Origin of the sequence: Streptomyces sp. NPDC050504 (assembly GCF_044458065.1) — a bacterium.
Classification (GTDB): domain Bacteria; phylum Actinomycetota; class Actinomycetes; order Streptomycetales; family Streptomycetaceae; genus Streptomyces.
The window spans coordinates 72,222-96,898 of sequence record NZ_JBITHO010000013.1 but is presented as its reverse complement, the minus strand read 5'-3'; the positions used below and the strand labels follow the sequence as shown (position 1 = coordinate 96,898).

Below are 24,677 nucleotides of genomic sequence, written 5' to 3'. Positions count from 1 at the left end.
CCCTGCCCGCACTGTGGGCGTGTATGCGAAGGGAGGACCGTGACCCTCGGATTCGTTCCGTCCGCCACCTCCAGGTCGGTCTCCGCCGACTCCGCCAACCGCCTTGCCAGGATGCTGGAACCCGCCGAGTGGGCTGCCGCGGGGATCCCGCTGCTGCGCAACCCGCGCGAGGTCGTCAGCGGGCTGCACGCCAGGCACCGGCCGACTCCCGCCACCGCGGTCGTCGCCGTGCTGGACCACGAGGAACGGCTCGCCGCCAGCGCGTCGTTCGCCCGTCGCTCGGCGCCCGTGGACGGCTGGGAGTTCCGCAACGCCCTCCTGGCCCATCTGCGCCGGGTCATCCCGCACGACCTGCGGCGCCGCACCCCGGTGCGTACCGCGGTCCTGCTCTACTGCCGCGAGGGCGACGAGCGCTGGACCGAAGAGGACGGGGCCTGGATGTGGGGGCTGCGAGACGCCTGCACCCTGCACGGGCTGCGCTGCGGCGCGTACATCACGCTGACGCGCGGCGGCTGGCAGGTGCTCGGCGAGGGGCGCGGGGGACGCAGCCCGAGTTCGGACAGCCGCCCCTCTGCTTTGGCCGACGCCCTGGCCGAGCCCGATCCGCTGCCGGTCCGCACCGGCGGTGGCGCGCGCGAGGCGCTGCGGCGCACGGCGGCCCGCTGAGCACCGCACAGCGGCCCCGACCGCGGTCGCGACTCCTGCGCCTGCGCGACGGTCTGGTCTGACGGTCTGCGCGATGGTCTGGTCTGACGGTCTGCCCGACCGTCCGGTCCGGAGTCTCGCCGCGCGCATGGACGCGCACCGCGCGCCGCCGCCCGTACATGCGGCGACGGCCGTGCGCCGACCGTCCGCCCGGGAGTGGGCGGCGCGGTCGGCTCACGGCCGTGCGTACGGTCCGGCGCGGTGCCGGGCCGTGGGTCAGACGCTCGCGCCGAGCGCGGCGTTGATCCGCTCGGGGTCGCCGCAGACGATCAGCAGCGAGCCCGCGCGGCGCAGCGCGGCCGGCAGGGTACGGGCAGTGTCGTCGGCATCGCCGCCGTTGACCGCGACAACAACGACGGGCCGGGTCTTGGCCCGGTCCACCGAGGCGATGTCGGCGAAGAAGACGTCGTCACCCGCTTCGTGCTGGGCCCAGTAGGAAGCCTCGCCGAAGGACAGCTCGTGTGCTGCCCACGGGTGCGGCTCACCGGTGGTCAGCACCAGGACGTCGCCCGCTGCCCGACCGGAGTCGAGCAGCGTGTCGACCGCTTCCTCGGCTGCGTCGACGGCGCCTTCGGCGGATGAGGGAACCAGTTGGATCTGCGGCTCGGAACGTTTCTCCGGAGGCGCGGGCCTGGCGGGACCGGGCTTGGGGGTGCCGGGGCGCGGCGTGGCCGCGGAACGCGGACCGGGTACAGGACGCGGACCGGGTACGGGACGGGGGGTCGACGCGGTGCGGCCGACGGCCGGAGTTGCGCGGGGCCCCTGGGCGCTCTCGTGAATCTGAGACTCCTCGGGTATGAGAGGCATGGGTGGATGTCTATCAACCGCCGGCACGAGAGGCGTCGGCGGGTGGCTGTGGGCGCGTACGGCGTACGCGCGGTCAGAAGTCGAAGCCGAGTTGGCCCCCGCTTTCCAGTGCGGCGGCCTCGGCCGAGATCCGGGTCTTCTTGAGGTGGCGCCACTGGGGCAGGGCGTCGAGGTAGGACCAGGACAGCCGGTGGTACGGCGTCGGTCCGAGCTCTTCCAGTGCCGCCTTGTGCACGGGTGACGGGTATCCGGCGTTGGCCGCGAAGGCGAAGTCGGCGTAGTCGCCCGCTCCCGCGGAACCGGCCCCCGCGCCCCCATCGGCCACCCCCAGCTCGGCCATCATCGTGTCGCGGTGCACCTTGGCGATGACCGAGGCGGCCGCGACCGCGATGCAGGACTGGTCGCCCTTGATGACCGTACGGACTTGCCAGGGTGCTCCGAGGTAGTCGTGTTTGCCGTCCAGGATCACCGCGTCGGGCCGCACCGGAAGTTCCTCCAGCGCGCGCACCGCGGCGAGCCGAAGCGCGGCGGTCATTCCGAGGTCGTCGATCTCCTCGGGCGACGCGTGCCCGAGGCCGTAGGCGGTGACCCACCCACGGAGCTCTTCGGCGAGCTCCGTGCGGCGCTTGGCGCTGATCAGCTTGGAGTCGGTGAGTCCAGCGGGGGGTCGGCGCAGTCCGGTGACGGCTGCGCACACCGTGACCGGCCCGGCCCACGCACCGCGTCCGACCTCGTCGACACCGGCGACGATCTTGGCCCCGGTGGTAGCGCGAAGTGAGCGCTCGACGGTGTGCGTAGGTGGTTCGTACGGCATGGCGCCAGACAGGGTACGCCGACAGACCCCGCCCGCGACACCCCGGGATGGCACTGGGTGTCCGCGAAGCCTTCGGAAAGTCCGGAGACAGGGGGCGAGGGCCCGTACGACGGGCCGCCCGCGCGGGTCCACGGACCGCCCTGAACGCACACCGGGAGGCACACCGGAAGGGCCGACACCGCCCCTCCGGCGAGTCCCGGCCCCCTCCCCACGAGGGCCTCAGGCGCGCGCGGGCCTGAGGAGCGGCAGCATCACCTGGTCGACCATCTCCGCGAGCTCCTCGTCCGGCCATTCGCTGCCGCACACCTTGGTGCGGTACATCATGATTCCGGGGATCACGTCGAAGATCAGCTCGCCCGCGATGTCGGAGCGCACGTCCCCACGGCCGATTCCGCGCTGCACCACTTCCTTGAAGAGCCTCGTCGAGGGTTCGATGACCCCGGTGACGATCAGCCCGTGGAGCCGTTCGGCCGTGGCGCCGTCGCATTCGTGAATGACCGAGCGGAGGGCGGATCCGGACCGGGAGAGCATCGCGTCGCGGGTGCGACGGCAGAGCTGGTAGAGGTCCTCGCGGATGCTGCCGTGGTCGGGGGCCACGTCGAGGTCCGGAAAGCCGGCCCGCAGGGCGTCCGCGACGAGGTCGGCCTTGGACGGCCAGCGCCGGTACACGGCGGCCTTGCCGGTCTGGGCCCCGGAAGCGACGCCCTCCATGGTGAGCCCGTGCCAGCCGACCGTGCTCAGTTGTTCCAGGGCGGATTCGAGGATCGCCCGCTCCAGTACGGGGCCTCTGCGGCGCAGGGACACCGGATGCGGCCGGGCGGCGGCCGACTGGTGCGACTTGATCATCAGCAACTCTCCATCGTGCGCGAATAGTTGGTCCGGCGGCGACCGTGCGGCGCCGCTGCGGCGACTCCGCTGCGGCAGCTTCAGTGAACGCTTGCGTTCACTGAAGGGGAATCACTACCGTTGACGCAACAGTGAACGGCTCCGTTCACTAAACCGCCGGTGGGGGATCCATGGTGTCAACCTCTCAATTAGACGAACCTCGCGAGGCGGGCGCTGCCCGCAGAGAAGGGCGTCCGGGAATCGCCCTCACCGTCATCGCGGCCTGCCAGCTCATGGTGGTCCTGGATGCCACCATTGTGAACATCGCCCTTCCCCACATTCAGGACGCGCTCAAGTTCTCGACGACGGACCTCTCGTGGGTGCTCAGCGCGTACACCCTCACTTTCGGCGGTCTGCTGCTGCTCGGCGGCCGGGCTGGTGACATCCTCGGACGCCGCCGGGTCTTCATGGCCGGAATCATCGTCTTCACGATCGCCTCGCTGCTCGGCGGACTGGCGCAAGAGCCCTGGCAGTTGCTCGCGGCCCGCGCGCTCCAGGGCGTCGGAGGCGCGATCGCGTCGCCCACCTCGCTCGCGCTGATCACCACGACGTTCCCCGAAGGACCCGAACGAAACCGCGCGTTCGGCGTGTTCGCCGCCGTTTCGGCGGGCGGTGGAGCCATCGGACTGCTGCTCGGCGGGATGCTCACCGAGTGGCTGGACTGGCGTTGGGTGCTCTTCGTCAACGTGCCGATCGGCATTCTGATCGCCGCGCTGACGCCGGTCTACATCAGCGAGTCGCGCAAACACCCGGGACGCTTCGACATCTCCGGGGCGCTGACGTCGACGGCGGGCATGGCCTCGCTGGTGTACGGGTTCATCCGGGCGTCGGAGGAGGGCTGGAAGGACTCGCTGACTCTGGGTTCCTTCGGTGCGGCGGTGGTGCTGCTCGCGGCGTTCGCGGTCATCGAGTCGCGGGCCAAGGAGCCCATCACTCCGCTCAGGATGTTCGCCGACCGGAATCGATCGGGTACGTACATCATCATGCTGAGCCTGGCCGCGGCCATGTTCGGAATGTTCTTCTTCATCGTTCTCTTCGTGCAGAACGTGCTCGACTACAGCCCGATCCAGTCGGGTCTGGCGTTCCTGCCGGTGACCGTCGCCATCGCCGTGGGGGCCGGGCTCTCCCAGCGCCTCCTGCCGGTCCTCGGTCCCAAACCCTTCATGGTCACGGGATCCGCGATCACCGGGATCGGGCTCTTCTGGCTGACGTTCATCTCCCGCGAGAGCTCCTTCGCGGGCGGCGTGCTCGGGCCCATGATCCTCTTCGGCTTCGGCATGGGTCTGAACTTCGTCACGCTCACGCTCACCGCGGTCTCCGGGGTCGAGCAGCACGAGGCGGGCGCCGCCTCGGGACTGCTCAACGCAACGCAGCAGGTGGGCGGTTCGCTCGGCCTCTCCATCCTGGTCACGGTATTCGGCACCGCGAGCCGCGACGAGGGCAGGGAACAGGGCCGCGCCTTCATGGAACAGGCGACGCCCGAGCAGAAGGCGGAGTTCACCAAGACCGGCGAAATGCCCGCGCCCTGGGGACACGAGGTGCTCACGCAGGGCATCTCCACGTCCTTCGTCGCGGCTGTCGGAATGGTGGCCCTCGCCCTGCTGACGGCGGTGCTGGTGATCCGGGTGCGCAAGAGCGACCTGGAGGCGCTGAGCGGAAAGGCGTCGGCGCCCGGCGCGTAGCCGGTGACTCGGTCCGCACGGGATGTGCCGTACGGGATGTGCCATGCGGACCGAGTCGCACGAGCGGTACGGGAGGTACGAGCGGCGCAACGGTCTCGTCGGGTGCAGCGCACGGCCTCAGGCCCCCGCCCGGCGCCCCGGTCCGGCACCCCGGTCCGATCCAGTCCGGTCCGGCTCAGCGGCCGAACTCCCCCTCGGGCACCTCGTACTCGCCCTCCTCCTCGTACTCGCCCTCGAAACCGCCGCGCTCTCCGCCCGTCTCGCAGCCATAGGTGTACGGGTCGACTCCCCGCTCCTCGAAGATCTCCCGCGCCCTCGCCTCGCCCCGACTCATGGCGTACCAGGGGTCGTCGTCGCCCAGTCGGCCCTTGATCCCGCTGAGCGCGCAGGAGCGGAGCGGCTCGGGCAGCCGGTCGAGCGCCGGGACCGCGTCCGCGGACAGACCCCTGAGGTACGAGAGGTCGATCTTCTCCGCGCCCTCGCCCTTCGCGGCGGCGCGCTCGTACCGCTGTACGTTCTGCTCCGCGACCAGCGCGTCCGGCGAGAGCAGCCCGAATGCGAGCACGGCGGCCGCGGCACTGGCGGCGATCACCTGGGGCAGGCGGCGCGCTCCGAGGATTCCGGCGCCGATGATCAACAGGAGCACCACGCCGAGCCAGATCTCCATCGCGGCCACCGAGACGCGCAGCCTGGTCAGCCCGTACGCGTCAACGTACAGCTCCATGCGGCGCAGCGCCGATACGACCACGACCAGGGTCAGTACGCACAGCACGCCGAGCACGACCCGCACCAGCGTGCGGTCGCGGGGGTCCGAGCGCGGCGCCCAGCGCAGCGCGAGGGCGATCACCAGCAGCGTGAGGAGGGTGGCGCAGAGCAGTTGCCAGAAGCCCTGCCGGGCGTACTCCGCGTACGTCAGCCCGGTCTTCTCCAGGACCTTGTCGTACCCGCCGAAGAGCACGGCGAGCTGTACGGCGATGAACACCGCGAACAGCGCGTCCAGCACCACCAGCGGAAGTGCCCATTCCATCCGGCCCCGGGCGCGCCCCTCGCGCGTCTTGATCCGGTCCCAGCGCACCGGCGCCGCAGCGGTGCGCGCGGCCGCCAGAGCACCGACCAGCCCCGCCAGGAAGAGCAGCGCCCTCCAGGGGCTGTCGTCCATCGACACGTCGGGGGCGAGGCTGCCCAGGAGGTCGGCGAAGGCGGCGTCCGCTCCGGCGAACAGCGCGCCGAACACCACCAGCAGTCCGACCGCCACCAGGGCGGGGCGCACGAAGCGGCCCCAGCCGCCGCGCGGTTCCTTCGTACGGTCCCGCAGTCCGCGCCAGCCCCAGACGGCGCCCGAGCCGAGCGAGTCGACCAGGCCGACCGAGCCCAGGAGCACCCCGGGCCAGTTGCGCCCGCCGTGCAGCGCCAGAGAACCGAGGGCCAGCGCGGAGACGACCGCGAGGAAGGTCGGCCAGCCCGCGTCGCGCAGGGCGGGAACGGCGAGGAGACCCAGTCCGCCGACGGCCCAGACGAAAGTCCAGGGACGGAGGCGGCGCCCGGCCGCACGCGCCGCGAAGAACGCGCCGACGGCTGCGGGAACCGCGACGATCAGCAGGTTCACGCCCAGTCCGCCCTCGGAGAGCAGCACGGCGGCGAGCAGGCCGGTGGCGAGAGCCGCCCAGAGGGCGGTGCCGGGTATCAAGGCGGGCGGGGCGGGCCTGAGCCCGGCCACCCAGGAGACGGGGGCTTCCCCTTGTCCGGCCGTGCCCGACGGCCGGAAGGGATTCTCCGGCCCGCCGCCCCCCTGGCTCTGCGGCAACGGCGGCGCGACCGGCAGCGATCCGAGCACCGGTGCGGCAGGGGGCGCTGGAACTGGGGCCGACGCGTCGGACGGCGTTGCCCCGGGTGGCGACGGCTCTGGCGACCGCTCTGGCGACGACGCGGACGACGACGATGACGCGGATGACGCGGACGGTGTTTCTGACACGGAGCCCCTCCCGGCCGGGCCCCGCGTACGGCCCGCGCGCGCAGGCCCCGGCTTTCCGTTCGACGCACGCCGACCATGATCATCACGGCGGTGTGGCCGTCAGCGTATTCCGGGGAGCCCCGGCTGCCGATGCCCCTGACGACAGCTGTGGCGGGACCGTGACAGTGCCGACGGCTCCGGTCCGGGCCCCGCAGCGGGCCCCGGACCTGGTCAGTCCGGGCCCCGGTCCGGGTCAGTCCGGTCGGACCGTGCTCACACCACTCGCGCGGACGCCCACTCCGGCAGTGCCTCGGTCTGCTCCAGCCAGGCCGCGGGAGGGGCACCGACCGGGCTGCCGCCGAGCACGCCGCCGACGATGGCGCACGTCGTGTCGACGTCGCCGCCTGCCTGGGCAGTGGCCCAGAAGGCACCCTCGAAGTCCCCGAGCGACCGCGCGGCGGACCAGAGGGCGAACGGCACGGTGTCGTGCGCGCTCGTCCTGCGTCCGTTGCCGAGTACGGCGGCGACGGTGCCCGCGTCGTCGTAGTCGAGCATGTCCTTCGCCCGGCGCAGCCCGGCCGTCACCGCGCTGCGCGGCACGAGCGCGATCACGCCGTCGAGCAGTGCGGCGGGTTCCGGCGGGCCCGCCGGATCGGCGGCGAGCGCCGCCGCGGCGGCCACGGCCATGGCGCCCACGACGGCCTCGCGGTGCTGGTGGGTGGTGTACGAGGAGATCTCGGCCTGGTGCGTGGCCTGCTCCGGGTCGTCCGCGTACCAGGCGCCGAGCGGGGCGATCCGCATCGCGGAGCCGTTGCCCCACGAGCCCTGCCCGTTGAAGAGCGCGGCGGCCAGCTCCCGCCAGTCGCCACCCTCCCTGACCAGCCGGAGCATGCGGTTCACCGCGGGACCGTAGCCCCGGTCGAAGTCGTGGTGCTCGGCGAAGGAGCGGGCGAGCGCGTCCTGGTCGATGCGGTCATGGGCGGCGAGCACGGCCAGCACGGAGCAGGCCATCTCGGTGTCGTCGGTCCACTGCCAGGGGCCCTGCGGCACTTCGCGCCGCTTGAGCAGGGGATAGTTGACGGGAACAAAGTACTGGGAGCCCAGGGCGTCCCCTACGGACAGTCCGCGCAGGCTGTCCAGAGCGCGTTCGAAGCGCCGTTCGGGAGAGTAGTCAGCGGTCATCGCCCAGCCACTCTATCCGGTGACGCCGTACGGCTCCGGGGTCCGCCAGCGCTCGAACGGCCGGTCAAGCGCGTAACGGCCGTCCTCGCCGAGCAGCAGGGTGCGCGTTTCCGCGTTGCCCGGGTTGGAGAGCGACTCGAAGTCCGCCACCGTCCAGTGGAACCAGCGCATGCAGAACAGCCGCATGGTGAGACCGTGGGTGACCAGCAGGACGTTCGGCGGATGGTCGGGGGCCTCGAAGCTGCGGTAGAGGCTTTCCAGGAACGCTCCGACCCGGTCGTACACGTCCGCTCCCGATTCCCCCTGGGCGAACCGGTAGAAGAAGTGTCCGTAGGCGTCGCGGTACGCCTTCTGGAGCCGTACGTCGTCCCGGTCCTGCCAGTTTCCCCAGTCCTGCTCGCGCAGTCGCGGCTCCTCTCTGACCCGCACCAGCGCGGGGTCCAGTCCGAATGCCCGGAACGTTTCGTGCGTCCGGCGGTAGGGCGAGACGTAGACGCTGACCCGCTCCGTTCCGAACGCTTCTCTCAGCTGCGCCCCCGTCCGCTCCGCCTGCGCCCATCCGGTCGCGGTGAGCCTCAGGGCGTGGTCGGGTTCTCGCTCGTACACCGTGTCATCGGCATTGCCCTCCGACTCTCCGTGCCGGACGAGGACGATGCGCCTCGGTCGTGCCATGCCACGACCCTAGATCGAATCCGGCTCAATCGAGCAGTTGTCCGGACTCCATCCGGCGGATGTTTCCGGTGAAGCGGCGCCGCAGCAGTCGGTCGTGGGAGACGACCACCAGCGCACCGGTCCACTGTTCCAGCGCCTCTTCCAGCTCTTCGACCAGGCCGAGTGCGAGGTGGTTGGCCGGTTCGTCGAGGAGCAGCAGGTCGGCGGGGCGGGCCAGCAGCCGGGCGAGGGCGAGCCGCCTGCGCTGCCCCGCGGAGAGGGAGCCCACGGGCACGGAGAGGTCGCGGGGGCGGAACAGTCCGAAGGAGAGGAGCAGTTCGGCCTGCTCGTCCTCGGTGAGCGCCAGTCCTCGTCCGAAGGCCGCGAGCACGCGCTCCGCCGGCCGGTGGACGGGTATCTCCTGGGCCAGGAAGCCGATGCCGCCCCTGCGCACGACGCTGCCTCCGTCCTGGTCGAGCACGCCCGCCATGAGTCGCAGGAGCGTGGACTTGCCGGCGCCGTTCCCCCCGTGGACGAGCAGCTTCTCGCCCGCGCCCACCGTCAGCTCCCGTACCGCGAGCCGGTCGCCGACGCGCACGTCGCGCAGCGCGACGAGCTCTCCCGCGGTGCTGCCCGCCAGGGGCCGGGCGGCGAACCGCAGCGGACGGGGCGGCTTGGCCACGGGCTCGGCGCGCAGTCGGCGCAGCCGTTCCTGGGCGTTGCGTATCCTCCCGGACACCGATGCCTGGACCCGGCCGCCCGCCCGGTCGTACGCCATCTTGTTGTTGTCCTTCATTCCCCGGCCCGGGGCGACGCCGTGCGCGGTGGTCGCGGCGAACTCTTCGAGGCGGGCGGTCTCCTCGCACCACTCCGCGTACTCCTGCTCCCACCTCCTGCGCGCGGCGGCCCGCCCTTCGCGGTATCCGGCGTATCCCCCGCCGTACCGAACGACTGTGCGGCGGTCGGCGTCGACTTCCAGGACGGCCGTGGTGACGCGCTCCAGGAAGATCCGGTCGTGGGAGACGGCGACGACGGTCCCGCCGTGAGCCAGCAGGGCGCCTTCGAGCCAGTCCAGGGCGGACTCGTCCAGGTGGTTCGTCGGCTCGTCGAGCAGCATCACCTCGGGCGCCGCGGCGATCAGGCAGGCGATGCCGAGGCGCGCCTGTTCGCCGCCGGAGAGGCTGCCCAGTTCGCGGTCCCGGTCTATGTGGGCGAGCCCGAGGCCGTGCATCGCCTTGTCGACGCGGGCGTCCGCCTCGTACCCCCCGCGGAGCTCGAAGGCCGTGAGCAGATCGCCGTACGCCGTGAGCGCGGCCTCGTCCCCGTCCCCGAGTCCGGCTTCCAGCTCGCGCAGTCGGCTTTCCATGGCGCGCAGTTCGAAGAGGGCCGAGTCGATCGCATCGCCGACGGTCCGGTCTCCCGGCAGTTGGGGCGTCTGCGCGAGGAGTCCGGCTCCGCGCTCCGCGACGGTGACCACCTCCCCCTCGTCGGGCCGCTCCAGGCCCGCCAGGAGATGAAGCAGAGTGGACTTCCCCGCGCCGTTCTCCCCCACGATGCCGATTCGTTCACCGGGGCGCACGGTCAGCGAGACGTCGTCGAGCAGCAGTCGTTCGCCACGGCTTTTCGTCACGCGGTGCAGAGAGATCTGAGTGGGCAAGGGCGCCTCCAGTGCGTACGGGGAAGACGAAACCGGCGGCCACCACAGCCACCAAATGCAATCTAAGTTGCATTACTTCGAGTGTGACACACTCGACCCATCTAACGCAACAGGAGTAGCAATTGATTGAGGAATCCGCTGTCGCCCCCGGCACCCGCCGCCCCGGCGGCCGCACCGCCCGCACCCGCGCCGCGGTCCGTGACGCCGTGATCACCGGCCTCGCCGAGCACGGGTACCCCGCGCTGACCGTCGAGTACGTCGCCGAGCATTCGGGCGTGCACAAGACCACGCTCTACCGCCGCTGGGGCAACCTCGAAGGCCTCATCGCCGACGCCCTCGACCTGGCCGGCGAGGACGGCTGGTCGCCGCCCGACACGGGCAGCCTGGAGGAAGACCTGCGCGCGCTCGCGCACGAGGTGGTCGCGTCCTTCACCGACCCCGCCGCCGCTGCCGCGCCCACCGCCTTCGTCGCAGCGGCGTTCCAGTCCGACCGCGCGGCCGACGCGCTGCGCGCCTTCTACACCACGCGGTTCGCGCGCTGCGAGACGCTGGTCGAGCGTGCCGTCGAGCGCGGCGAGGCACCCGCCGGGATCGACGCGGGCGCGTTGGTGCGCGCCGTATCGGCGCCGCTGTTCTTCCGGCTGTTCGTCACCCGGGAGCCGGTCGACGCGGCCCTCGCCGACCAGTCGGCCGTCGCGGCCCTCGCCGCGGCGCGCGCGGGGGCGTTCAACGCTCCCGGGGAGACTGCCCCGGCCCCGGAGCCCCCCGCATCCGCGTGACTCACACGGTCCAGGACGGTTCCAGATCCACGACGTCCCCCGACAGCGCCGCCACGTCCAGCTCGGTCTCAGCCCGCTGCGAAAGCCGCTCCACGCGCTCCGCGCGGTACTTCCCGTGCTCGGCCGCCGACCGCCACATCGACAGGACCAGGAACTCGCTGCCCGACGCCTCGGCGAACAGCCCGCGCAGCATTCCGGGGGAACCCGCCATCGCCGGGTTCCACACCTTCTGCTGCATCAGCGCGAAGTGCTCGACGCGCTCCTCGTGCACCACGCAGTGCGCCACCCTGACCACGTCCGCGTCGGTGAACTTCGGCTCGAAGCCGGTCTTCACGTCGAACCGGTACTCGAAGAGCTTGACCTCGATGTCGCGGTACGTCCCCGACTGCCCCCCGGCGAGCCGGTCGTGCGAACGCGCCATGAAGGAGTCGTAGAAGGACCGGCTCTCCCAGAACGCGAAGACGTGGGCGACATCCGGCCGCGTCCGGCTCCACCCCCCGCCCTGCCCTCTGAACCCCGGCTCACCCAGCAGCCCCGCCCACTTCCGCTGCCCCTGCTCGAATCCGCGACGGTCGGCCACGGTGCAGCGAATCCACTTGACCAGCACCGCGCCATCGTACGGCCCACAGCACGGCGCCCGTCAGGCCCCGGCGGAGACCGCCCTTACCAACTGCGCGCGATCCTCGGCGTCCAGTTCGATGCCGAAGACCGAATCCAGCACCTGTACCAACTCCCCTTCCGGCACCCGCCGCAGCTCCCTCGCACCGTCCGGCGAGGTCACCGTCAGTTCGTCGCGCACGAGTCGGACGCGCGTCCGCTCGCCCGGCCGCTGGACCACCACCTGTCCGACGAAACTCGACCGCGGATGCGTCGAGCTGTAGTGGTTCATGACGGTGAAGTCTCCGGGGTAGAGCCGCTGCGGCGCGAAGGCGTACAGATCGACCCACCCTTCGGGGCGGAGCGTGCGCAGTACGAGGATCCCTTCGTCCTCCGCCTCGATACCGAAGGACCAGGCGCCCTGTTCGACCCGCACGCCCGCTCTCAGCGGCACCGGTTCCAGGATGCCCTGCGCCCCGAATCCCGTGTCGCACAGCCATGGTTCGCCGTCGACGGTGACGACCAGCAGCGCGTGCGTCACCGGAAGCAGTGCCGTCCCCCGCGTGCGGTTCCGGGCGCCCCGCCCTTCCACCGCGAATCCGATGCGCTCCAGCGCGGCGGCGAACAGAGAGTTCTGTTCGTAGCAGTAGCCGCCCCGCCTGCGCCCCACGAGCTTCGCCTGAAGGCTCTTCAGATCCAGCGGGACCGGCCGCCCCAGCGCCACTTCGAGGTTCTCGAAGGGGATGGCCGCCACGTGCGCCCGGTGCAGCGCCCGCAGGGTCTCCAGGTCGGGCACCGGCTCTTCGGCGCCCCCGTTCCCGCCGTATCCGATGCGCCTCAAGTAGGCGTCGAGGTCCAGCTCTTCACCGCTCCACATCACAAGCCCCCCCAGAGTCCCGCGCCCGCCGCGCGGCCGCTGCCCCATGATCGGCGCGGCGGCACCGTACGCCAACCCGCTTTTCGCACGCCCCTGTCCGTTCCGCCGTCCCGCGAAGAGATCGAATGTTCCCCGAACAGATCGGACAACGTCCGGCGCGCTCCACCGCCCGCTGAAAGACTGTCCCGGGGGCGCGCACCAAGGCGCCCGGTTACTCAGGGAGGGAAGCCCGGTGAGCAGTGTCAGCAAGGGGATCCGCAAGGTGGAGGTGGCGCTCCGGTGGGATCCGAGCCCGCTCGGATCCCCGCCCCACGACCTGGACGTAATCGCCGCGACCTACACGACGGACGATCCCGCCGAAAGTCCCGCCTATCTGGTCCACTTCGACAGCCGCTCCCCCGACGGCACCATCTATCTGAACAGGGACAGCCGTACGGGTCAGGGTTTCGGCGACGACGAGGTCATGACCCTGGAGCTGGAACGGCTCGCCCCTTCGTACACCCGGGTCGTCGTGGGCGTGGCCATACAGCAGGGCGAGGGATCGACGGCGTTCGGCGACATCGCGGGACTCGGCTTCAAGATCCGCGAGGGCCACACGGAACTGTACGCACACGACTTCGCCGCGCTGTCCGCGTCGACCGCGGCCACTCTCGCCGAGTTCACCAGGGACGAGTCCGGCGCCTGGCGGTTCCGCGAGACAGTACGGGGGTACGACGCCGATCCCGACGCGTTCGCCCGCACGATGGGCGGGCACGGCGTCTGAGCCACCGCACGGGCAGGCGCAGGGGTGAGGGGCGGCGGGTCGGAACACCCGCCGCCCCTCCCTCGTCCCCTCCGGCTACTTGCGGAAGGCCCGCAGCCTCAGCACGGGGGCCACGCGGTCCGCGAGCCACTTCAGGCGCTCGTCCCCCGCCGCGAGGCCCGCCCGTGCCGCCTCGCACCAGTCCTCGCGGTCGAGCAGCTCGAAGTACGCCGCCCGAGCCGCACCCCACCGCACCTTGAGCCGCCGGTCCTCGGACCAGAGGAGGGTCTCCGTCATCAGGTAGTGGGCCACCGTCGCCGCCGCGAAATAGCGCTCGGCCGTCGGCTCCAGACGCGCGACGTGACGGACGTGGGCCTCCAGCAGCGCGACCCCGTGGGGGTAGTGGCGCAGCGATTCGCCCATGCCCTCGCAGTACGTCATCACATGGAGCACCCGCCCCGCCTGATCCACCACTTCGGCGTCGTCCCCGCACTCGTCGAGGACTTCGTGGAGCGCGGTCACCCGCGCGACCCGGTCGGCGAAGTAGCTGTTGAGGAAGTCGCCGTCGAGGGCGCGGCGCAGCAGCCACGGCCGTACGGCAGGGTGGTCGCCCATCTGTCGGCACAACTCGTGCACCATGTGGACGCGCCCCCAGCCGGTGACCCGTTCCGCAAGCCAGAGCTGTGCCTCGACGCCACCGGGCAGGCGGGCCAGCGCCTCCACCGCGAGGATGCCGAAAGGGTTGGAGAGCAGGCCGATGGTCTGGATCCGCGGAATGTCCCGCGCTGTGCCGGCCTCGACGAGCAGGGCCAGCCCGATGGCCACGACCCCGGTCTCGGTCCCGTACCGCACCAGCCACCGCCCGGTCTTCCTGACCTTCGCGGCAGGCGTCCTCCGCACGACGGCGCCGATGCGCTCGTTGCGGCAGTACGGCGCCGGAACACCGCGCAGCCTGACGGCCAGTTCACCGGGCGAAACGGGCGGGTCACTGGTGTCGTCGAAGTATTCGGCAAGGACCCGTGCCGCTGCGGTGTCGTCCCGGGTGTGGTCCAGGTGCTGTTTTCGGAACCCCCGGCGACGGCGTTCGTCGTCGGGAAGGGGCTCTCCACTGCGGTGGAAAGGGCTGTCCGGCGTCTGGCGGTGGAGCCGGAGAGCGTGTTCGAACAGAGTGGTCTGGGGTCCGGGCAGTCCAGTCCCGGCCGTCTCGCTCACCGGCGGGCGGAGGACTCGATTCTCTTGATCATGAGCCGAAGCCTGCCACCGCCGCACCGTCCGCGACAAGCCCCTGCGGGGCGCCTGGCCGGGTTCTCAAGCTCCCGCACAGCGACGCGAAGGTACGGGACGCGAGGGTACGGCGAAGGGGACCGGCCAGAGACCGGTCCCCTCCTGTCAGCTACAGGCGCACGTCACGTCGGGACGGACGCCCTGTAGGACTCCGTTCAGCTGCAGCCGCTGGTCGAGCCGCAGCCCTCGCAGATGTAGCAGGAGCCGGCGCGCTGCATCTTCGTACCGCAGGAGAAGCAGAGCGGGGCGTCGGCGCTGATGCCCAGCTGCATCTCGACCAGTTCGGCGCTGGTGTGCGCCTGCTGCTTCACGGCCGGGGCCTCCTCCACCTTCGGAGCGGAGACGGCCTTCAGCTCCTGGGCGCGCGGGGCGGACTGGGCCAGGCCCTCGACGTCCAGCTCGTCATCGGCGGGCTCGTAGGAGCCCGTCTCCAGGTGGCGCTGGCGCTCCTCGGCGGAGTGGATGCCGAGCGCGGAGCGGGTCTCGAAGGGCAGGAAGTCCAGCGCCAGGCGGCGGAAGATGTAGTCGACGATCGACTGCGCCATCCGCACGTCCGGGTCGTCCGTCATGCCGGCCGGCTCGAAGCGCATGTTGGTGAACTTCGAGACGTACGTCTCCAGCGGCACGCCGTACTGGAGGCCGACCGAGACCGCGATGGAGAAGGCGTCCATCATGCCCGCGAGGGTCGAGCCCTGCTTGGACATCTTCAGGAAGACCTCGCCCAGGCCGTCGTCCGGGTAGGAGTTGGCGGTCATGTACCCCTCGGCGCCGCCCACCGTGAAGGAGGTGGTGATGCCGGGACGGCCCTTGGGGAGGCGCTTGCGGACCGGGCGGTACTCGACGACCTTCTCGACGGCCTTGCGGATCTCCGTCTCCGCCTTCTGCGTGACCTCGGCCTTCTCCTTCTCCTTGGTCTTGGCGGAGAGGGGCTGGCCGACCTTGCAGTTGTCGCGGTAGATGGCGAGCGCCTTGACGCCCATCTTCCACGCCTCGAAGTAGACCTCTTCGACGTCCTCGACGGTGGCCGTCTCGGGGAGGTTGACCGTCTTGGAGAGGGCGCCGGAGATCCAGGGCTGGATCGCGGCCATCATGCGGACGTGGCCCATCGCGGAGATGGAACGCTCGCCCATGGCGCAGTCGAAGACCTCGTAGTGCTCGGTCTTGAGGCCGGGCGCGTCGATCACGTTTCCGTTCTCGGCGATGTGCGCGACGATCGCCTCGATCTGCTCCTCCTGGTAGCCCAGGCGGCGCAGGGCCTGCGGGACGGTGCCGTTGACGATCTGCATCGAGCCGCCGCCGACCAGCTTCTTGAACTTGACCAGGGCGAGGTCGGGCTCCAGGCCGGTGGTGTCGCAGGACATCGCGAGACCGATGGTGCCGGTCGGGGCGATGACGGACGCCTGGGAGTTGCGGAAGCCGTTCTTGGCGCCGAGGCGGATCACGTCCTGCCAGGCCTCCGTGGCGGCGGCCCAGATCGGGCTGTCCAGGTCGTCCACGCGGACGGCCTTGCCGTTGGCGTCGGCGTGCTGCTTCATGACGCGCTGGTGCGGCTCGGCGTTGCGGGCGTAGCCGTCGTAGGCGCCGACGACAGCGGCGAGCTCGGCGGAACGCTTGTAGGAGGTGCCGGTCATCAGCGAGGTGATGGCACCGGCCAGGGCGCGGCCGCCGTCGGAGTCGTACGCGTGGCCGGTCGCCATCAGCAGGGCGCCGAGGTTGGCGTAGCCGATGCCGAGCTGGCGGAAGGCGCGGGTGTTCTCACCGATCTTCTGCGTCGGGAAGTCCGCGAAGCAGATGGAGATGTCCATCGCGGTGATGACCAGCTCGACGACCTTGGCGAAGCGCTCGACGTCGAAGGACTGGTTGCCCTTGCCGTCGTCCTTGAGGAACTTCATGAGGTTCAGCGAGGCGAGGTTGCACGAGGTGTTGTCCAGGTGCATGTACTCGCTGCACGGGTTCGAGCCGTTGATGCGGCCGGACTCCGGGCAGGTGTGCCAGGCGTTGATGGTGTCGTCGTACTGGATGCCGGGGTCGGCACACGCCCAGGCGGCCTCCGCCATCTTGCGGAAGAGCGACTTGGCGTCGACCTCCTCGATGACGTCGCCGGTCATGCGGGCGCGCAGGCCGAACTTCTCGCCGGACTCGACGGCCCTCATGAACTCGTCGTTCACGCGGACGGAGTTGTTGGCGTTCTGGTACTGGACCGACGTGATGTCGTCGCCGCCCAGGTCCATGTCGAAGCCCGCGTCGCGCAGGGCGCGGATCTTCTCCTCTTCCTTCACCTTGGTCTCGATGAAGTTCTCGATGTCGGGGTGGTCGACGTCGAGGATGACCATCTTGGCCGCGCGGCGGGTGGCGCCGCCCGACTTGATCGTTCCGGCGGAGGCGTCGGCGCCGCGCATGAAGGAGACGGGGCCGGAGGCGTTGCCGCCCGAGGAGAGGAGCTCCTTGGAGGAGCGGATGCGGGAGAGGTTCAGGCCGGCTCCGGAGCCGCCCTTGAAGATCATGCCCTCTTCCTTGTACCAGTCGAGGATCGACTCCATGGAGTCGTCGACGGACAGGATGAAGCAGGCGGAGACCTGCTGGGGCTGCGGGGTGCCCACGTTGAACCAGACGGGGCTGTTGAAGCTGAAGATCTGGTGCAGGAGGGCGTACGCCAGCTCGTGCTCGAAGATCTCGGCGTCGGCGGGGGAGGCGAAGTAGCCGTGGTCCTCGCCGGCCTTGGTGTACGTCTTCACGATCCGGTCGATGAGCTGCTTGAGACCGGTCTCGCGCTGCGGGGTGCCGACGGCCCCGCGGAAGTACTTGCTGGTGACGATGTTGACCGCGTTCACCGACCAGAAGTCGGGGAACTCGACGCCACGCTGCTCGAAGTTGACCGAGCCGTCGCGCCAGTTGGTCATGACGACGTCACGGCGCTCCCACTCCACCTCGTCGTACGGATGCACGCCGGGGGTGGTGTGGACGCGCTCGATGCGCAGCCCCTTGCTGGCCTTGGAACCCTTGGCGCGGGTGCCTCGTGCCGGGCCGCTCGTCGTCTCAGTCATGTGCCGCCTCCCTGTTTCGGGGCAAAACGCCCTGAAGTGCCATTTTCTTCCCGTGGCACGGTGTGTGTCTGATGTCCCGGGCAGCGCGAAGGGCGTCACCCTGGACAGGTCTGTTCTGCTGCCCGGCAGCGATCGACGGACGGGGCGACCCGACGCCCGCCTCCTGGCGCGGCGCCCGTCACCCGGCCGACCGGTCCGTGGACCGACCGGCCCGTCGGTCTAGTCGGCAGCGGTGGCGGGAACGGGGACGGGGACCTCTCGGGTCCCGTCGGTCCCGCACTCCTCTGCGTGGTCCGTGGGAGGCCGCTGCACGCGGAGCTCCGCAATCGCGGCCTCGAAGTCCTCCAGCGAGTCGAACGCCCGGTACACGGACGCGAAGCGCAGGTAGGCGACGAGGTCGAGTTCCTGAAGCGGGCCGAGGATGGCCAGGCCCACGTCATGAGTGGTCAGCTCGGCGCTGCCGGTGGCGCGCACCGCCTCTTCGACCCGCTGGCCGAGCTTGGCGAGGGCGTCCTCGGTGACCGGACGTCCCTGGCACGCCTTGCGCACGCCGGAGATGACCTTGCTGCGGCTGAACGGCTCGGTGACACCCGACCGCTTGACCACCATGAGCGAGCACGTCTCCACCGTGGTGAAACGGCGGGAGCAGTCGGGGCACTGGCGGCGGCGTCGAATCGACGTCCCGTCGTCGGTGGTGCGACTGTCGACGACCCGACTGTCAGGGTGCCTGCAGAAGGGGCAGTGCATGGGTTCCTGGCCTCCTTCGCGGCACGGCTGACGAGCCTCGACCGGCCCGTCGGACCTCTCGAAGCAGCCTCAATCATAGGTGATGGCCACAGGCCTCCAGGACCAGGGACCACAACTTCTGGGTTGCTGAGCCAATCCAACCACTAGATCTGGGGTTTGGCCTCATTTCCAGCCCCAGCGCGTGTCGCACCGCCGAGAGGCGGGCGAAGCGGGCGGGACGGGGCCGCCGGGCCGCGGTACGGGGTTCCCGCGCGGCCTCGGGGGACGGCCACGAGGGTACGGGAAAACACACCGCTACCGGGATTCCGGGAGGCCGGATGGCAGACTGGGACACGGCACCGCAGCGCCACGCTCCAGCGGTGAAGGGTACCGTAATCGCCCGAATTGCCTTTCGTTGCTCCGGTCACCCATTCGACCGATATGCAGGCGCGGGGGCCACCCATACACCCGGCTTTCTGATCCCGTAAGGCATTCTGCGAAATTTCACTCGAACGTGTGTTTGGCGCAACCTTTCGAAAGCAACTACCGTTGTCCAGCTAGGGAGAACATCCGAGAGGGGCCGACGTGACCACCACCGCAGACAGTGCCACCATCACTGCACAGAACCGCTCTCAGAGCCGACTCGAGCCGGTGCATGCCATGAATGACGCAGCCGTAAGCCCTGAAGGGGCCGAGCCCTCACGACCTACGCGCTCGCTGCCGGGCCGACCTCCAGGGATCCGTGCGGACAGCTCGGGCCTCACGGATCGGCAGCGACGAGTGATCGAGGTCATCCGGGACTCGGTGCAGCGGAGGGGCTACCCGCCGTCGATGCGGGAGATCGGCCAAGCGGTGGGCCTGTCCAGCACGTCGTCCGTGGCCCACCAGCTGATGGCGCTGGAGCGCAAGGGCTTCCTCCGCCGCGACCCGCACCGCCCCAGGGCGTACGAAGTGCGCGGCTCGGACCAGCCCAGCAACCAGCCGACCGACACCACGGGCAAGCCCGCCGCCTCGTACGTTCCCCTGGTCGGCCGGATCGCCGCAGGCGGCCCCATCCTCGCGGAGGAGTCGGTCGAGGACGTCTTCCCCCTCCCCCGCCAGCTGGTCGGCGACGGCGAGCTGTTCGTACTGAAGGTCGTCGGCGACTCGATGGTCGAGGCCGCGATCTGTGACGGCGACTGGGTCACCGTGCGCCGTCAGCCGGTCGCCGAGAACGGCGACATCGTGGCCGCCATGCTGGACGGCGAGGCCACGGTCAAGCGCTTCAAGCGGGAGGACGGCCACGTCTGGCTGCTCCCGCACAACGCCGCCTACCAGCCGATCCCCGGCGACGAGGCCACGATCCTCGGCAAGGTCGTGGCGGTGCTCCGACGGGTGTGAACCCCGCCGGTCATGGACCGGGCCCCGGGACCCACTGCGCCGGTCCCGGGGCCCTGCTTTATGCCCACCGCTCTTTTCCATTTTCGATTTTCCGCTTTCCGCCATTCGGCTTTCGCCGCTACGGACGCGCGGACGCCGTACGTCACGGACTCCGGGCTACTTGCCGTCCGCCTTCGCCGCAGCGTCGATCGCGGCCAGTGACCTGCGGACCTGATTGCGGTCCGTGGTGTACCAGAAGTCGGGCAGTGACGTCTTGAGATAGCTGCCGTACCGCGCGGTCGCCAATCGCTGGTCGAGTACGGCGACCACGCCCCGGTCCCCGGTGGCACGGACCAGCCGCCCCGCCCCCTGGGCCATGAGCAGAGCCGCGTGCGTCGCCGCCACGGCCATGAAGCCGTTGCCCCCCGCCTCCTCCACCGCCTTCTGGCGGGCGCTCATCAGCGGGTCGTCGGGGCGCGGGAACGGGATCTTGTCCATCACGACGAGCTGGCAGCTCGGCCCGGGAACGTCGACGCCCTGCCAGAGCGAGAGCGTGCCGAAGAGGCAGGTGCGCGCGTCGGCCGCGAAGTTCTTGATCAACTCGCCCAGGGTCTCCTCGCCCTGGAGGAGGATCGGCAGGTCCAGGCGGGTGCGCAGCTCCTCGGCGGCGCTCTGCGCGGCCCGCATCGAGGAGAACAGCCCCAGCGTGCGCCCGCCGGCCGCCTCCATCAGCTCCGCGAGTTCGTCGAGCATGTCGGTGCGGGACGCGTCACGCGTGGGCTTCGCCAGGTGCTTGGCGACGTACAGGATCCCCTGCTTGGGGTAGTCGAAGGGCGAGCCGACGTCGATGCCCTTCCACTGGGGCAGATCGTCGCCCGTGGTGCCCTCGGGCGCGAGGCCCAGCGACGCCCCGACCCCGTTGAAGTCTCCACCGAGCTTGAGGGTGGCTGAGGTGAGGACGACCGAGCGGTCGGTGAAGAGCTTCTCGCGCAGCAGCCCGGAGACCGAGAGCGGCGCCACTCTGAGCGACGCGCCGAACCGGTCGTGCCGCTCGTACCAGACGACGTCGTACTCCGAGCCCTGGGTGATGCGCTCGGCGACGTCGTGGACGTTCTCGACCGAGGCGAGGGCCTGCTTGCGGACGGCGTCCTCGTCCTGGACGGACTTGTCGCGGGTGGCCCCGATCCCCGAGATCACGTTGCGCGCGGCGTCGCGGAGCGCCATCAGGGCGTACGAGAGGTCCTCGGGGACCTCTTCCAGGCGGCCGGGCAGCGCCAGCTCCATCACGCGCTCGAAGCCCTCGGCGGCCGTCTGGAGGGAGTCGGCCGTCTTCTCGTTCACCAGCTTCGCCGCGCGGCGCACCGCGCGGTTGACCTGGCCCGGTGTGAGCTCGCCGGTGGCGACGCCGGTGACCCGGGAGACCAGTTCGTGCGCCTCGTCGACGATCAGCACTTCGTGCTGCGGGAGGACGGGGGCGCCCTCGATCGCGTCGATGGCGAGGAGCGCGTGGTTGGTGACGACGACATCGGCGAGCTTGGCCCGCTCGCGCGCCGCCTCCGCGAAGCACTCCGCGCCGTACGCGCACTTCGTCGCTCCCAGGCACTCCCGGGAGGTGACGGACGACTGCGCCCACGCCCGGTCGGACACGCCGGGGGTCAGGTCGTCGCGGTCGCCGGTCTCCGTCTCGTCGGACCAGTCGCGGATCCGCAGCAGGTCCTGGCCCAGCTTGCTGCTCGGCGCCGCGGCCTCGAACTGGTCGAACAGTCCCTCGTCCTCCTCCTGCGGGACGCCCTCGTGGAGACGGTGCAGGCAGAGGTAGTTCGACCGGCCCTTGAGCATCGCGTACTGCGGGCGGCGGCGCAGCAGCGGGTGCAGCGCATCGACCGTGCGCGGCAGGTCCCGCTCCACGAGCTGCCGCTGGAGGGCGAGCGTCGCCGTGGCGACCACCACGCGCTCTCCGTGGGCCAGGGCCGGCACCAGATAGCCCAGGGACTTTCCGGTGCCGGTGCCCGCCTGGATCAGCAGATGGGCGTTGTCGTCGACGGCCTCGGCAACGGCCTCGGCCATGGTGACCTGACCTGGCCTTTCCGTACCGCCGACGGCGGTCACGGCGGCGTGCAGGAGCTCGGAGAGGGATGGCTTCGTCATAGCTCGACCAGCGTACGGGCCGCCACTGACAATCCGATCACGCCAGCGGATTCGGAACGGTGCCGTGGACGGCCGCGTGGGGCCGGTTCGGCCGGTCGCGGTAGCCGTCGAGGTGCAGCCTGTTCCGGTTGAGACAGAGCCGGTCGATGCGCGGAGTGCGCATGTCGAACATCTCGAAGCGTTCCTTCAGCTCGGGGAAGCGTGCCTGGTAACGAAGGATTTCGGCCCGTACGGACGACCAGAAATCGTCCTCCGGAACTCCCAGCTGTTCCTCGCAGAGCGGCGCAAGGTAGCGGAAGACCCCGATGAAGAGGCCCGAGTGGATGAACTGGGTGAGGAAGGCGGGCTCCTCGGTCAGCAGCACGGACCGCACGTCGTCGGGCATCGCGTCGTGCTCGGGCAGCGGGACGGCGCTGATGTTCACGTCGTCGACGAAGTCCTTGATCGCCAGGCGCACGGGGACGTCGGACTCGTCGAAGACCACGATGGCGTTCTCGCCGTGCGGTGAGAAGACGGTGCCGTACTGGTAGAGGAAGTGCAGCAGCGGCGGGAGCAGCGCGGCGAAGAGGCGGGCCAGCCACGCCTTGGGGGTGAGGCCCGAGCGGTCGACGAGTTCGGCGACGAAGGCCCTGCCCCGCGGGTCGGTGTGCAGCAGGGAGGCGAGGGTGCGGGCGCGCTCGCCGGGCGGCAGCCGCAGGGGCTCGCGCCAGATCGCCCCGAGCAGTTCGCGGTACTGGTACGGCACCTCGGGGAGGTGGTCGTAGTGGGGGTGCTCGACGGCGATGGACGCCACCTCGCCGAGGAGCACGACACCACATTCGTCCCTGAGGTACGGGTCGGCCTCGCGCAGCCCGAGGACCCAGGAGGTCACGGCGGGGGCCGCGAGGGTGCGTTCGGTGGGGAGGCCGCGCCAGACCAGGGTGTTGAGGACGGAGAGCGGGAGTTTGACCGTGTGGCGGTCGGGGCGGGAGGTGTTGAGGAAGGTGCGGATGGACTGCTGGGGCAGCCGTACGTCCGGGTCCTCGTGCAGCGCCACGATCTCGTCGTGGGCGACGGCCTGGGCGAAGAGCGGCAGGACGGTCTCGTCCCACTGCCAGGGGTGGACGGGGAGGCAGAGGTACACGGCGGGGTCCAGGCCGCGGGCGCGGAGCACGGCTCGGAAAGACTCCAGCACCGGGGCGTCGAGTTCACGGGCGTAGAGGCGGTCGGCGGTGTCGAGTCCGGGGACTCCGCTGTAGGTGGCCAGGCGGGTGCTGACCGCGATCCAGAGCAGCTTGGCCGGTCGGCGCGATTCGGGGGCCCAGTGGGCGCTGTCGGATGCGGAGAAGCCGAGACGGCCCTTGTTGATCACGATCCAGGGGTGGCCGGTCTGGTGGCCTTCGAGCTCCGCGTAGCCCAGCTCGGCCAGTTGGGCGGCGGGCAGCGCGGTGTGGTCGAGGCGGGCGTCGGCGGCGAGCGTGGCGTTCAGCTCGCGGACGAAGTGACCGAGGGTGGCGCCGTCCAGGTCGAGGGTGCGGCGGACGGAGACGAGGAAGTCCAGCGGGTCGCGGAAGGGGCGGCCCCGGTCGTCGCGGATGGACTCGGGGTCGACGCGCCAACTGCCGTAAGAGCCGCGGCGGGCGTGGAAGGCGAGGCGGCGGCCGTCGTCGAGGGCAAGGGTGTAGGGAGCGTCCTCGGTGGTGGTGGTGCTGTCGCCCTCGGCCTCGGCGGACGGGACGTGGTGGTTCCCGGCTCCCTCCTCGGCTCCGTCGGTGGGCGCGTGGGGCGCGGCGGGGACCGGCGTGATGATCTCTTCGTAGGCGAACTCCCCCAGCATCTTGGCGAGGAGCCGCGCTGCCGCCCGGTCCCAGGATTCCCTGTTCAGCTCAGGAGTGATGAGGGGCGCAGGGGTTTTCGGCACGGGGACTCCTCGGGGTGGAACCGATGCGGGTCGAGCGGTGTATTCAAGGCAGGTGTAGTCAAACGGCAGCGGGACGTTCGCCGGGCGGTTCACGGACAGCACGGCTCATTTACAGCACGGCGCGGTGGGCGCGGTCGCGGACCATGAGCGCGGCCCGCTTGTCGGGCAGGTCGGCTTCCGCCGAGAAGCGGAAGCCGGCGCTGAGAAAGGCGGAAATGGAAGGGGTGTTGCGCAGGTCCGGTTCGGCCACGACGCGTGCGCAGTGCGGGCGGTTGTCGAGGACGAGGTCGGCAGCGGCGCGCAGCAGGGTGGTGCCGACGCCCCGGCCGCGGTCGGCGACGCCGCCGATGAGCAGATGGAGACCGGTGTCGTGGGGGCGGGCCGGGTAGTGGCGGGCGAGGGGGTCGAGGTCGGCGCGGTAGATCTCCCAGTAGCTCATGGGGACGCCGCCGAGGGTGCCGAGGCAGGGGACGCTGCGCCCGTCGCCCCTGAGTTGTCGGCGGAGGTGGTCGGCGGTGATTTCTTCCGCGCCCGCCAGCTCCCAGAAGGCGGCCACGGCCGGGTCGTTCATCCAGCGGGTGATGAGAGGGAGGTCGCGTTCGATGCGTACGGGGACGAATTGGAAGACGCCGACGGAGGTGGTGGCGGGACCCCATGCGGCGGGGGTGTCGAGCAGGTCGGTGTCGTCGCTGGGGCTGCCGGGACCGGTGTCGCAGGTGGTGCTGTCGGTGGGGCCGGCGGCCGGGTCAGCGGTGTCCGTCGTGAGCAGGGAGAGGAGTTCGTCGGGCAGCCGGAGGTCCAGGGTGTCCTCGGTTCCCCCACCGGGCTGGGCGGTGGGAGTGGTGTCGGCGTCGGTGCTCACAGCGGCGCTCTCCTGTCTCGGCACT

20 protein-coding genes are annotated in these 24,677 nt (G+C 70.8%); 5 read left to right on the top strand and 15 right to left on the bottom strand.

The window, feature by feature from the left end; all coding sequences use genetic code 11:
• Positions 1–39: 39 nt before the first annotated feature.
• The gene (locus ACIBNE_RS36590; RefSeq protein ID WP_399279541.1) at positions 40–666 is read left to right on the top strand and encodes a hypothetical protein; all 627 of its coding nucleotides are present in this window, start codon (positions 40–42) and stop codon (positions 664–666) included.
• Positions 667–921: 255 nt separating this feature from the next.
• Here the strand turns inward: ACIBNE_RS36590 and ACIBNE_RS36585 are convergent, their stop codons facing one another.
• From ACIBNE_RS36585 to ACIBNE_RS36575, 3 genes are all read right to left on the bottom strand, one after another.
• Positions 922–1,512 carry a hypothetical protein gene (locus tag ACIBNE_RS36585; protein ID WP_399279540.1) on the bottom strand — a complete coding sequence of 197 codons (591 nt, stop codon included), beginning with the start codon at positions 1,510–1,512 and terminating at the stop codon, positions 922–924.
• A 73-nt stretch (positions 1,513–1,585) separates the two neighbouring features.
• Complete coding sequence (locus ACIBNE_RS36580; RefSeq protein ID WP_399279538.1) at positions 1,586–2,326, bottom strand: ribonuclease HII; 741 nt, start codon at positions 2,324–2,326, stop codon at positions 1,586–1,588.
• A 219-nt stretch (positions 2,327–2,545) separates the two neighbouring features.
• Complete coding sequence (locus tag ACIBNE_RS36575) at positions 2,546–3,172, bottom strand: TetR/AcrR family transcriptional regulator (RefSeq protein ID WP_399279536.1); 627 nt, start codon at positions 3,170–3,172, stop codon at positions 2,546–2,548.
• A 170-nt stretch (positions 3,173–3,342) separates the two neighbouring features.
• Here ACIBNE_RS36575 and ACIBNE_RS36570 point away from each other — a divergent pair, with 170 nt between their 5' ends.
• The gene (locus ACIBNE_RS36570; protein WP_399279534.1) at positions 3,343–4,893 is read left to right on the top strand and encodes an MFS transporter; all 1,551 of its coding nucleotides are present in this window, start codon (positions 3,343–3,345) and stop codon (positions 4,891–4,893) included.
• 175 nt (positions 4,894–5,068) lie between these two features.
• Here the strand turns inward: ACIBNE_RS36570 and ACIBNE_RS36565 are convergent, their stop codons facing one another.
• From ACIBNE_RS36565 to ACIBNE_RS36550, 4 genes are all read right to left on the bottom strand, one after another.
• Entirely contained in the window at positions 5,069–6,865 is a 1,797-nt protein-coding gene (locus ACIBNE_RS36565) for a DUF4153 domain-containing protein (protein ID WP_399279532.1), read from the bottom strand.
• A gap of 252 nt (positions 6,866–7,117) precedes the next feature.
• The gene (locus ACIBNE_RS36560; RefSeq protein ID WP_399279530.1) at positions 7,118–8,026 is read right to left on the bottom strand and encodes an ADP-ribosylglycohydrolase family protein; all 909 of its coding nucleotides are present in this window, start codon (positions 8,024–8,026) and stop codon (positions 7,118–7,120) included.
• Between the two features lie 12 nt (positions 8,027–8,038).
• Positions 8,039–8,698: a histidine phosphatase family protein gene (locus ACIBNE_RS36555; protein ID WP_399279528.1), complete on the bottom strand. Its 660-nt coding sequence runs from the start codon at positions 8,696–8,698 to the stop codon at positions 8,039–8,041.
• A 25-nt stretch (positions 8,699–8,723) separates the two neighbouring features.
• A complete protein-coding gene (locus tag ACIBNE_RS36550; RefSeq protein WP_399279526.1) occupies positions 8,724–10,334 on the bottom strand; it encodes an ABC-F family ATP-binding cassette domain-containing protein in 1,611 nt (536 codons plus the stop codon).
• 125 nt (positions 10,335–10,459) lie between these two features.
• On the opposite strand from ACIBNE_RS36550, the gene ACIBNE_RS36545 reads away from it, so the two are divergent.
• The gene (locus ACIBNE_RS36545; RefSeq protein WP_399279827.1) at positions 10,460–11,113 is read left to right on the top strand and encodes a TetR/AcrR family transcriptional regulator; all 654 of its coding nucleotides are present in this window, start codon (positions 10,460–10,462) and stop codon (positions 11,111–11,113) included.
• Position 11,114: 1 nt separating this feature from the next.
• On the opposite strand, the gene ACIBNE_RS36540 is transcribed toward ACIBNE_RS36545, so the two are convergent.
• Together ACIBNE_RS36540 and ACIBNE_RS36535 are read right to left on the bottom strand one after the other, a co-directional pair.
• Positions 11,115–11,720: a YdbC family protein gene (locus ACIBNE_RS36540; RefSeq protein ID WP_399279524.1), complete on the bottom strand. Its 606-nt coding sequence runs from the start codon at positions 11,718–11,720 to the stop codon at positions 11,115–11,117.
• Positions 11,721–11,753: 33 nt separating this feature from the next.
• A complete protein-coding gene (locus ACIBNE_RS36535) occupies positions 11,754–12,587 on the bottom strand; it encodes an arylamine N-acetyltransferase (protein WP_399279522.1) in 834 nt (277 codons plus the stop codon).
• A 232-nt stretch (positions 12,588–12,819) separates the two neighbouring features.
• Between ACIBNE_RS36535 and ACIBNE_RS36530 the strand changes: the two genes are divergently transcribed.
• Positions 12,820–13,350 carry a TerD family protein gene (locus tag ACIBNE_RS36530; protein ID WP_399279520.1) on the top strand — a complete coding sequence of 177 codons (531 nt, stop codon included), beginning with the start codon at positions 12,820–12,822 and terminating at the stop codon, positions 13,348–13,350.
• 75 nt (positions 13,351–13,425) lie between these two features.
• On the opposite strand, the gene ACIBNE_RS36525 is transcribed toward ACIBNE_RS36530, so the two are convergent.
• The 3 genes from ACIBNE_RS36525 to nrdR all read right to left on the bottom strand — a co-directional run bounded on the left by ACIBNE_RS36525 (position 13,426) and on the right by nrdR (position 18,404).
• A complete protein-coding gene (locus tag ACIBNE_RS36525; protein WP_399279518.1) occupies positions 13,426–14,541 on the bottom strand; it encodes a hypothetical protein in 1,116 nt (371 codons plus the stop codon).
• Between the two features lie 227 nt (positions 14,542–14,768).
• Positions 14,769–17,657, bottom strand: coding sequence for a vitamin B12-dependent ribonucleotide reductase (locus ACIBNE_RS36520; protein ID WP_399279516.1), 2,889 nt, complete (start codon positions 17,655–17,657; stop codon positions 14,769–14,771).
• Positions 17,658–17,876: 219 nt separating this feature from the next.
• Positions 17,877–18,404: a transcriptional regulator NrdR gene (gene nrdR, locus ACIBNE_RS36515; protein ID WP_399279513.1), complete on the bottom strand. Its 528-nt coding sequence runs from the start codon at positions 18,402–18,404 to the stop codon at positions 17,877–17,879.
• A gap of 564 nt (positions 18,405–18,968) precedes the next feature.
• On the opposite strand from nrdR, the gene lexA reads away from it, so the two are divergent.
• The gene (gene lexA / locus ACIBNE_RS36510) at positions 18,969–19,763 is read left to right on the top strand and encodes a transcriptional repressor LexA (RefSeq protein ID WP_399279511.1); all 795 of its coding nucleotides are present in this window, start codon (positions 18,969–18,971) and stop codon (positions 19,761–19,763) included.
• Positions 19,764–19,919: 156 nt separating this feature from the next.
• Here lexA and ACIBNE_RS36505 read toward each other — a convergent pair whose 3' ends face one another.
• The 3 genes from ACIBNE_RS36505 to ACIBNE_RS36495 form a co-directional block, all read right to left on the bottom strand.
• The gene (locus ACIBNE_RS36505; protein ID WP_399279509.1) at positions 19,920–21,890 is read right to left on the bottom strand and encodes an ATP-dependent DNA helicase; all 1,971 of its coding nucleotides are present in this window, start codon (positions 21,888–21,890) and stop codon (positions 19,920–19,922) included.
• A 37-nt stretch (positions 21,891–21,927) separates the two neighbouring features.
• A complete protein-coding gene (locus ACIBNE_RS36500; protein WP_399279825.1) occupies positions 21,928–23,706 on the bottom strand; it encodes an IucA/IucC family protein in 1,779 nt (592 codons plus the stop codon).
• 193 nt (positions 23,707–23,899) lie between these two features.
• Complete coding sequence (locus ACIBNE_RS36495; protein WP_399279507.1) at positions 23,900–24,652, bottom strand: GNAT family N-acetyltransferase; 753 nt, start codon at positions 24,650–24,652, stop codon at positions 23,900–23,902.
• Positions 24,653–24,677: the final 25 nt, after the last annotated feature.

Bases quoted from the DNA above. Each gene is read 5' to 3' on its own strand.
- ACIBNE_RS36585 (WP_399279540.1), bottom strand. From the start codon at position 1,512: ATGCCTCTCATACCCGAGGAGTCTCAGATTCACGAGAGCGCCCAGGGG.
- ACIBNE_RS36580 (WP_399279538.1), bottom strand. From the start codon at position 2,326: ATGCCGTACGAACCACCTACGCACACCGTCGAGCGCTCACTTCGCGCT.
- ACIBNE_RS36575 (WP_399279536.1), bottom strand. From the start codon at position 3,172: ATGATCAAGTCGCACCAGTCGGCCGCCGCCCGGCCGCATCCGGTGTCC.
- ACIBNE_RS36570 (WP_399279534.1), top strand. From the start codon at position 3,343: ATGGTGTCAACCTCTCAATTAGACGAACCTCGCGAGGCGGGCGCTGCC.
- ACIBNE_RS36560 (WP_399279530.1), bottom strand. From the start codon at position 8,026: ATGACCGCTGACTACTCTCCCGAACGGCGCTTCGAACGCGCTCTGGAC.
- ACIBNE_RS36555 (WP_399279528.1), bottom strand. From the start codon at position 8,698: ATGGCACGACCGAGGCGCATCGTCCTCGTCCGGCACGGAGAGTCGGAG.
- ACIBNE_RS36535 (WP_399279522.1), bottom strand. From the start codon at position 12,587: ATGTGGAGCGGTGAAGAGCTGGACCTCGACGCCTACTTGAGGCGCATC.
- ACIBNE_RS36520 (WP_399279516.1), bottom strand. From the start codon at position 17,657: ATGACTGAGACGACGAGCGGCCCGGCACGAGGCACCCGCGCCAAGGGT.
- nrdR (WP_399279513.1), bottom strand. From the start codon at position 18,404: ATGCACTGCCCCTTCTGCAGGCACCCTGACAGTCGGGTCGTCGACAGT.
- ACIBNE_RS36505 (WP_399279509.1), bottom strand. From the start codon at position 21,890: ATGACGAAGCCATCCCTCTCCGAGCTCCTGCACGCCGCCGTGACCGCC.
- ACIBNE_RS36500 (WP_399279825.1), bottom strand. From the start codon at position 23,706: ATGCTGGGGGAGTTCGCCTACGAAGAGATCATCACGCCGGTCCCCGCC.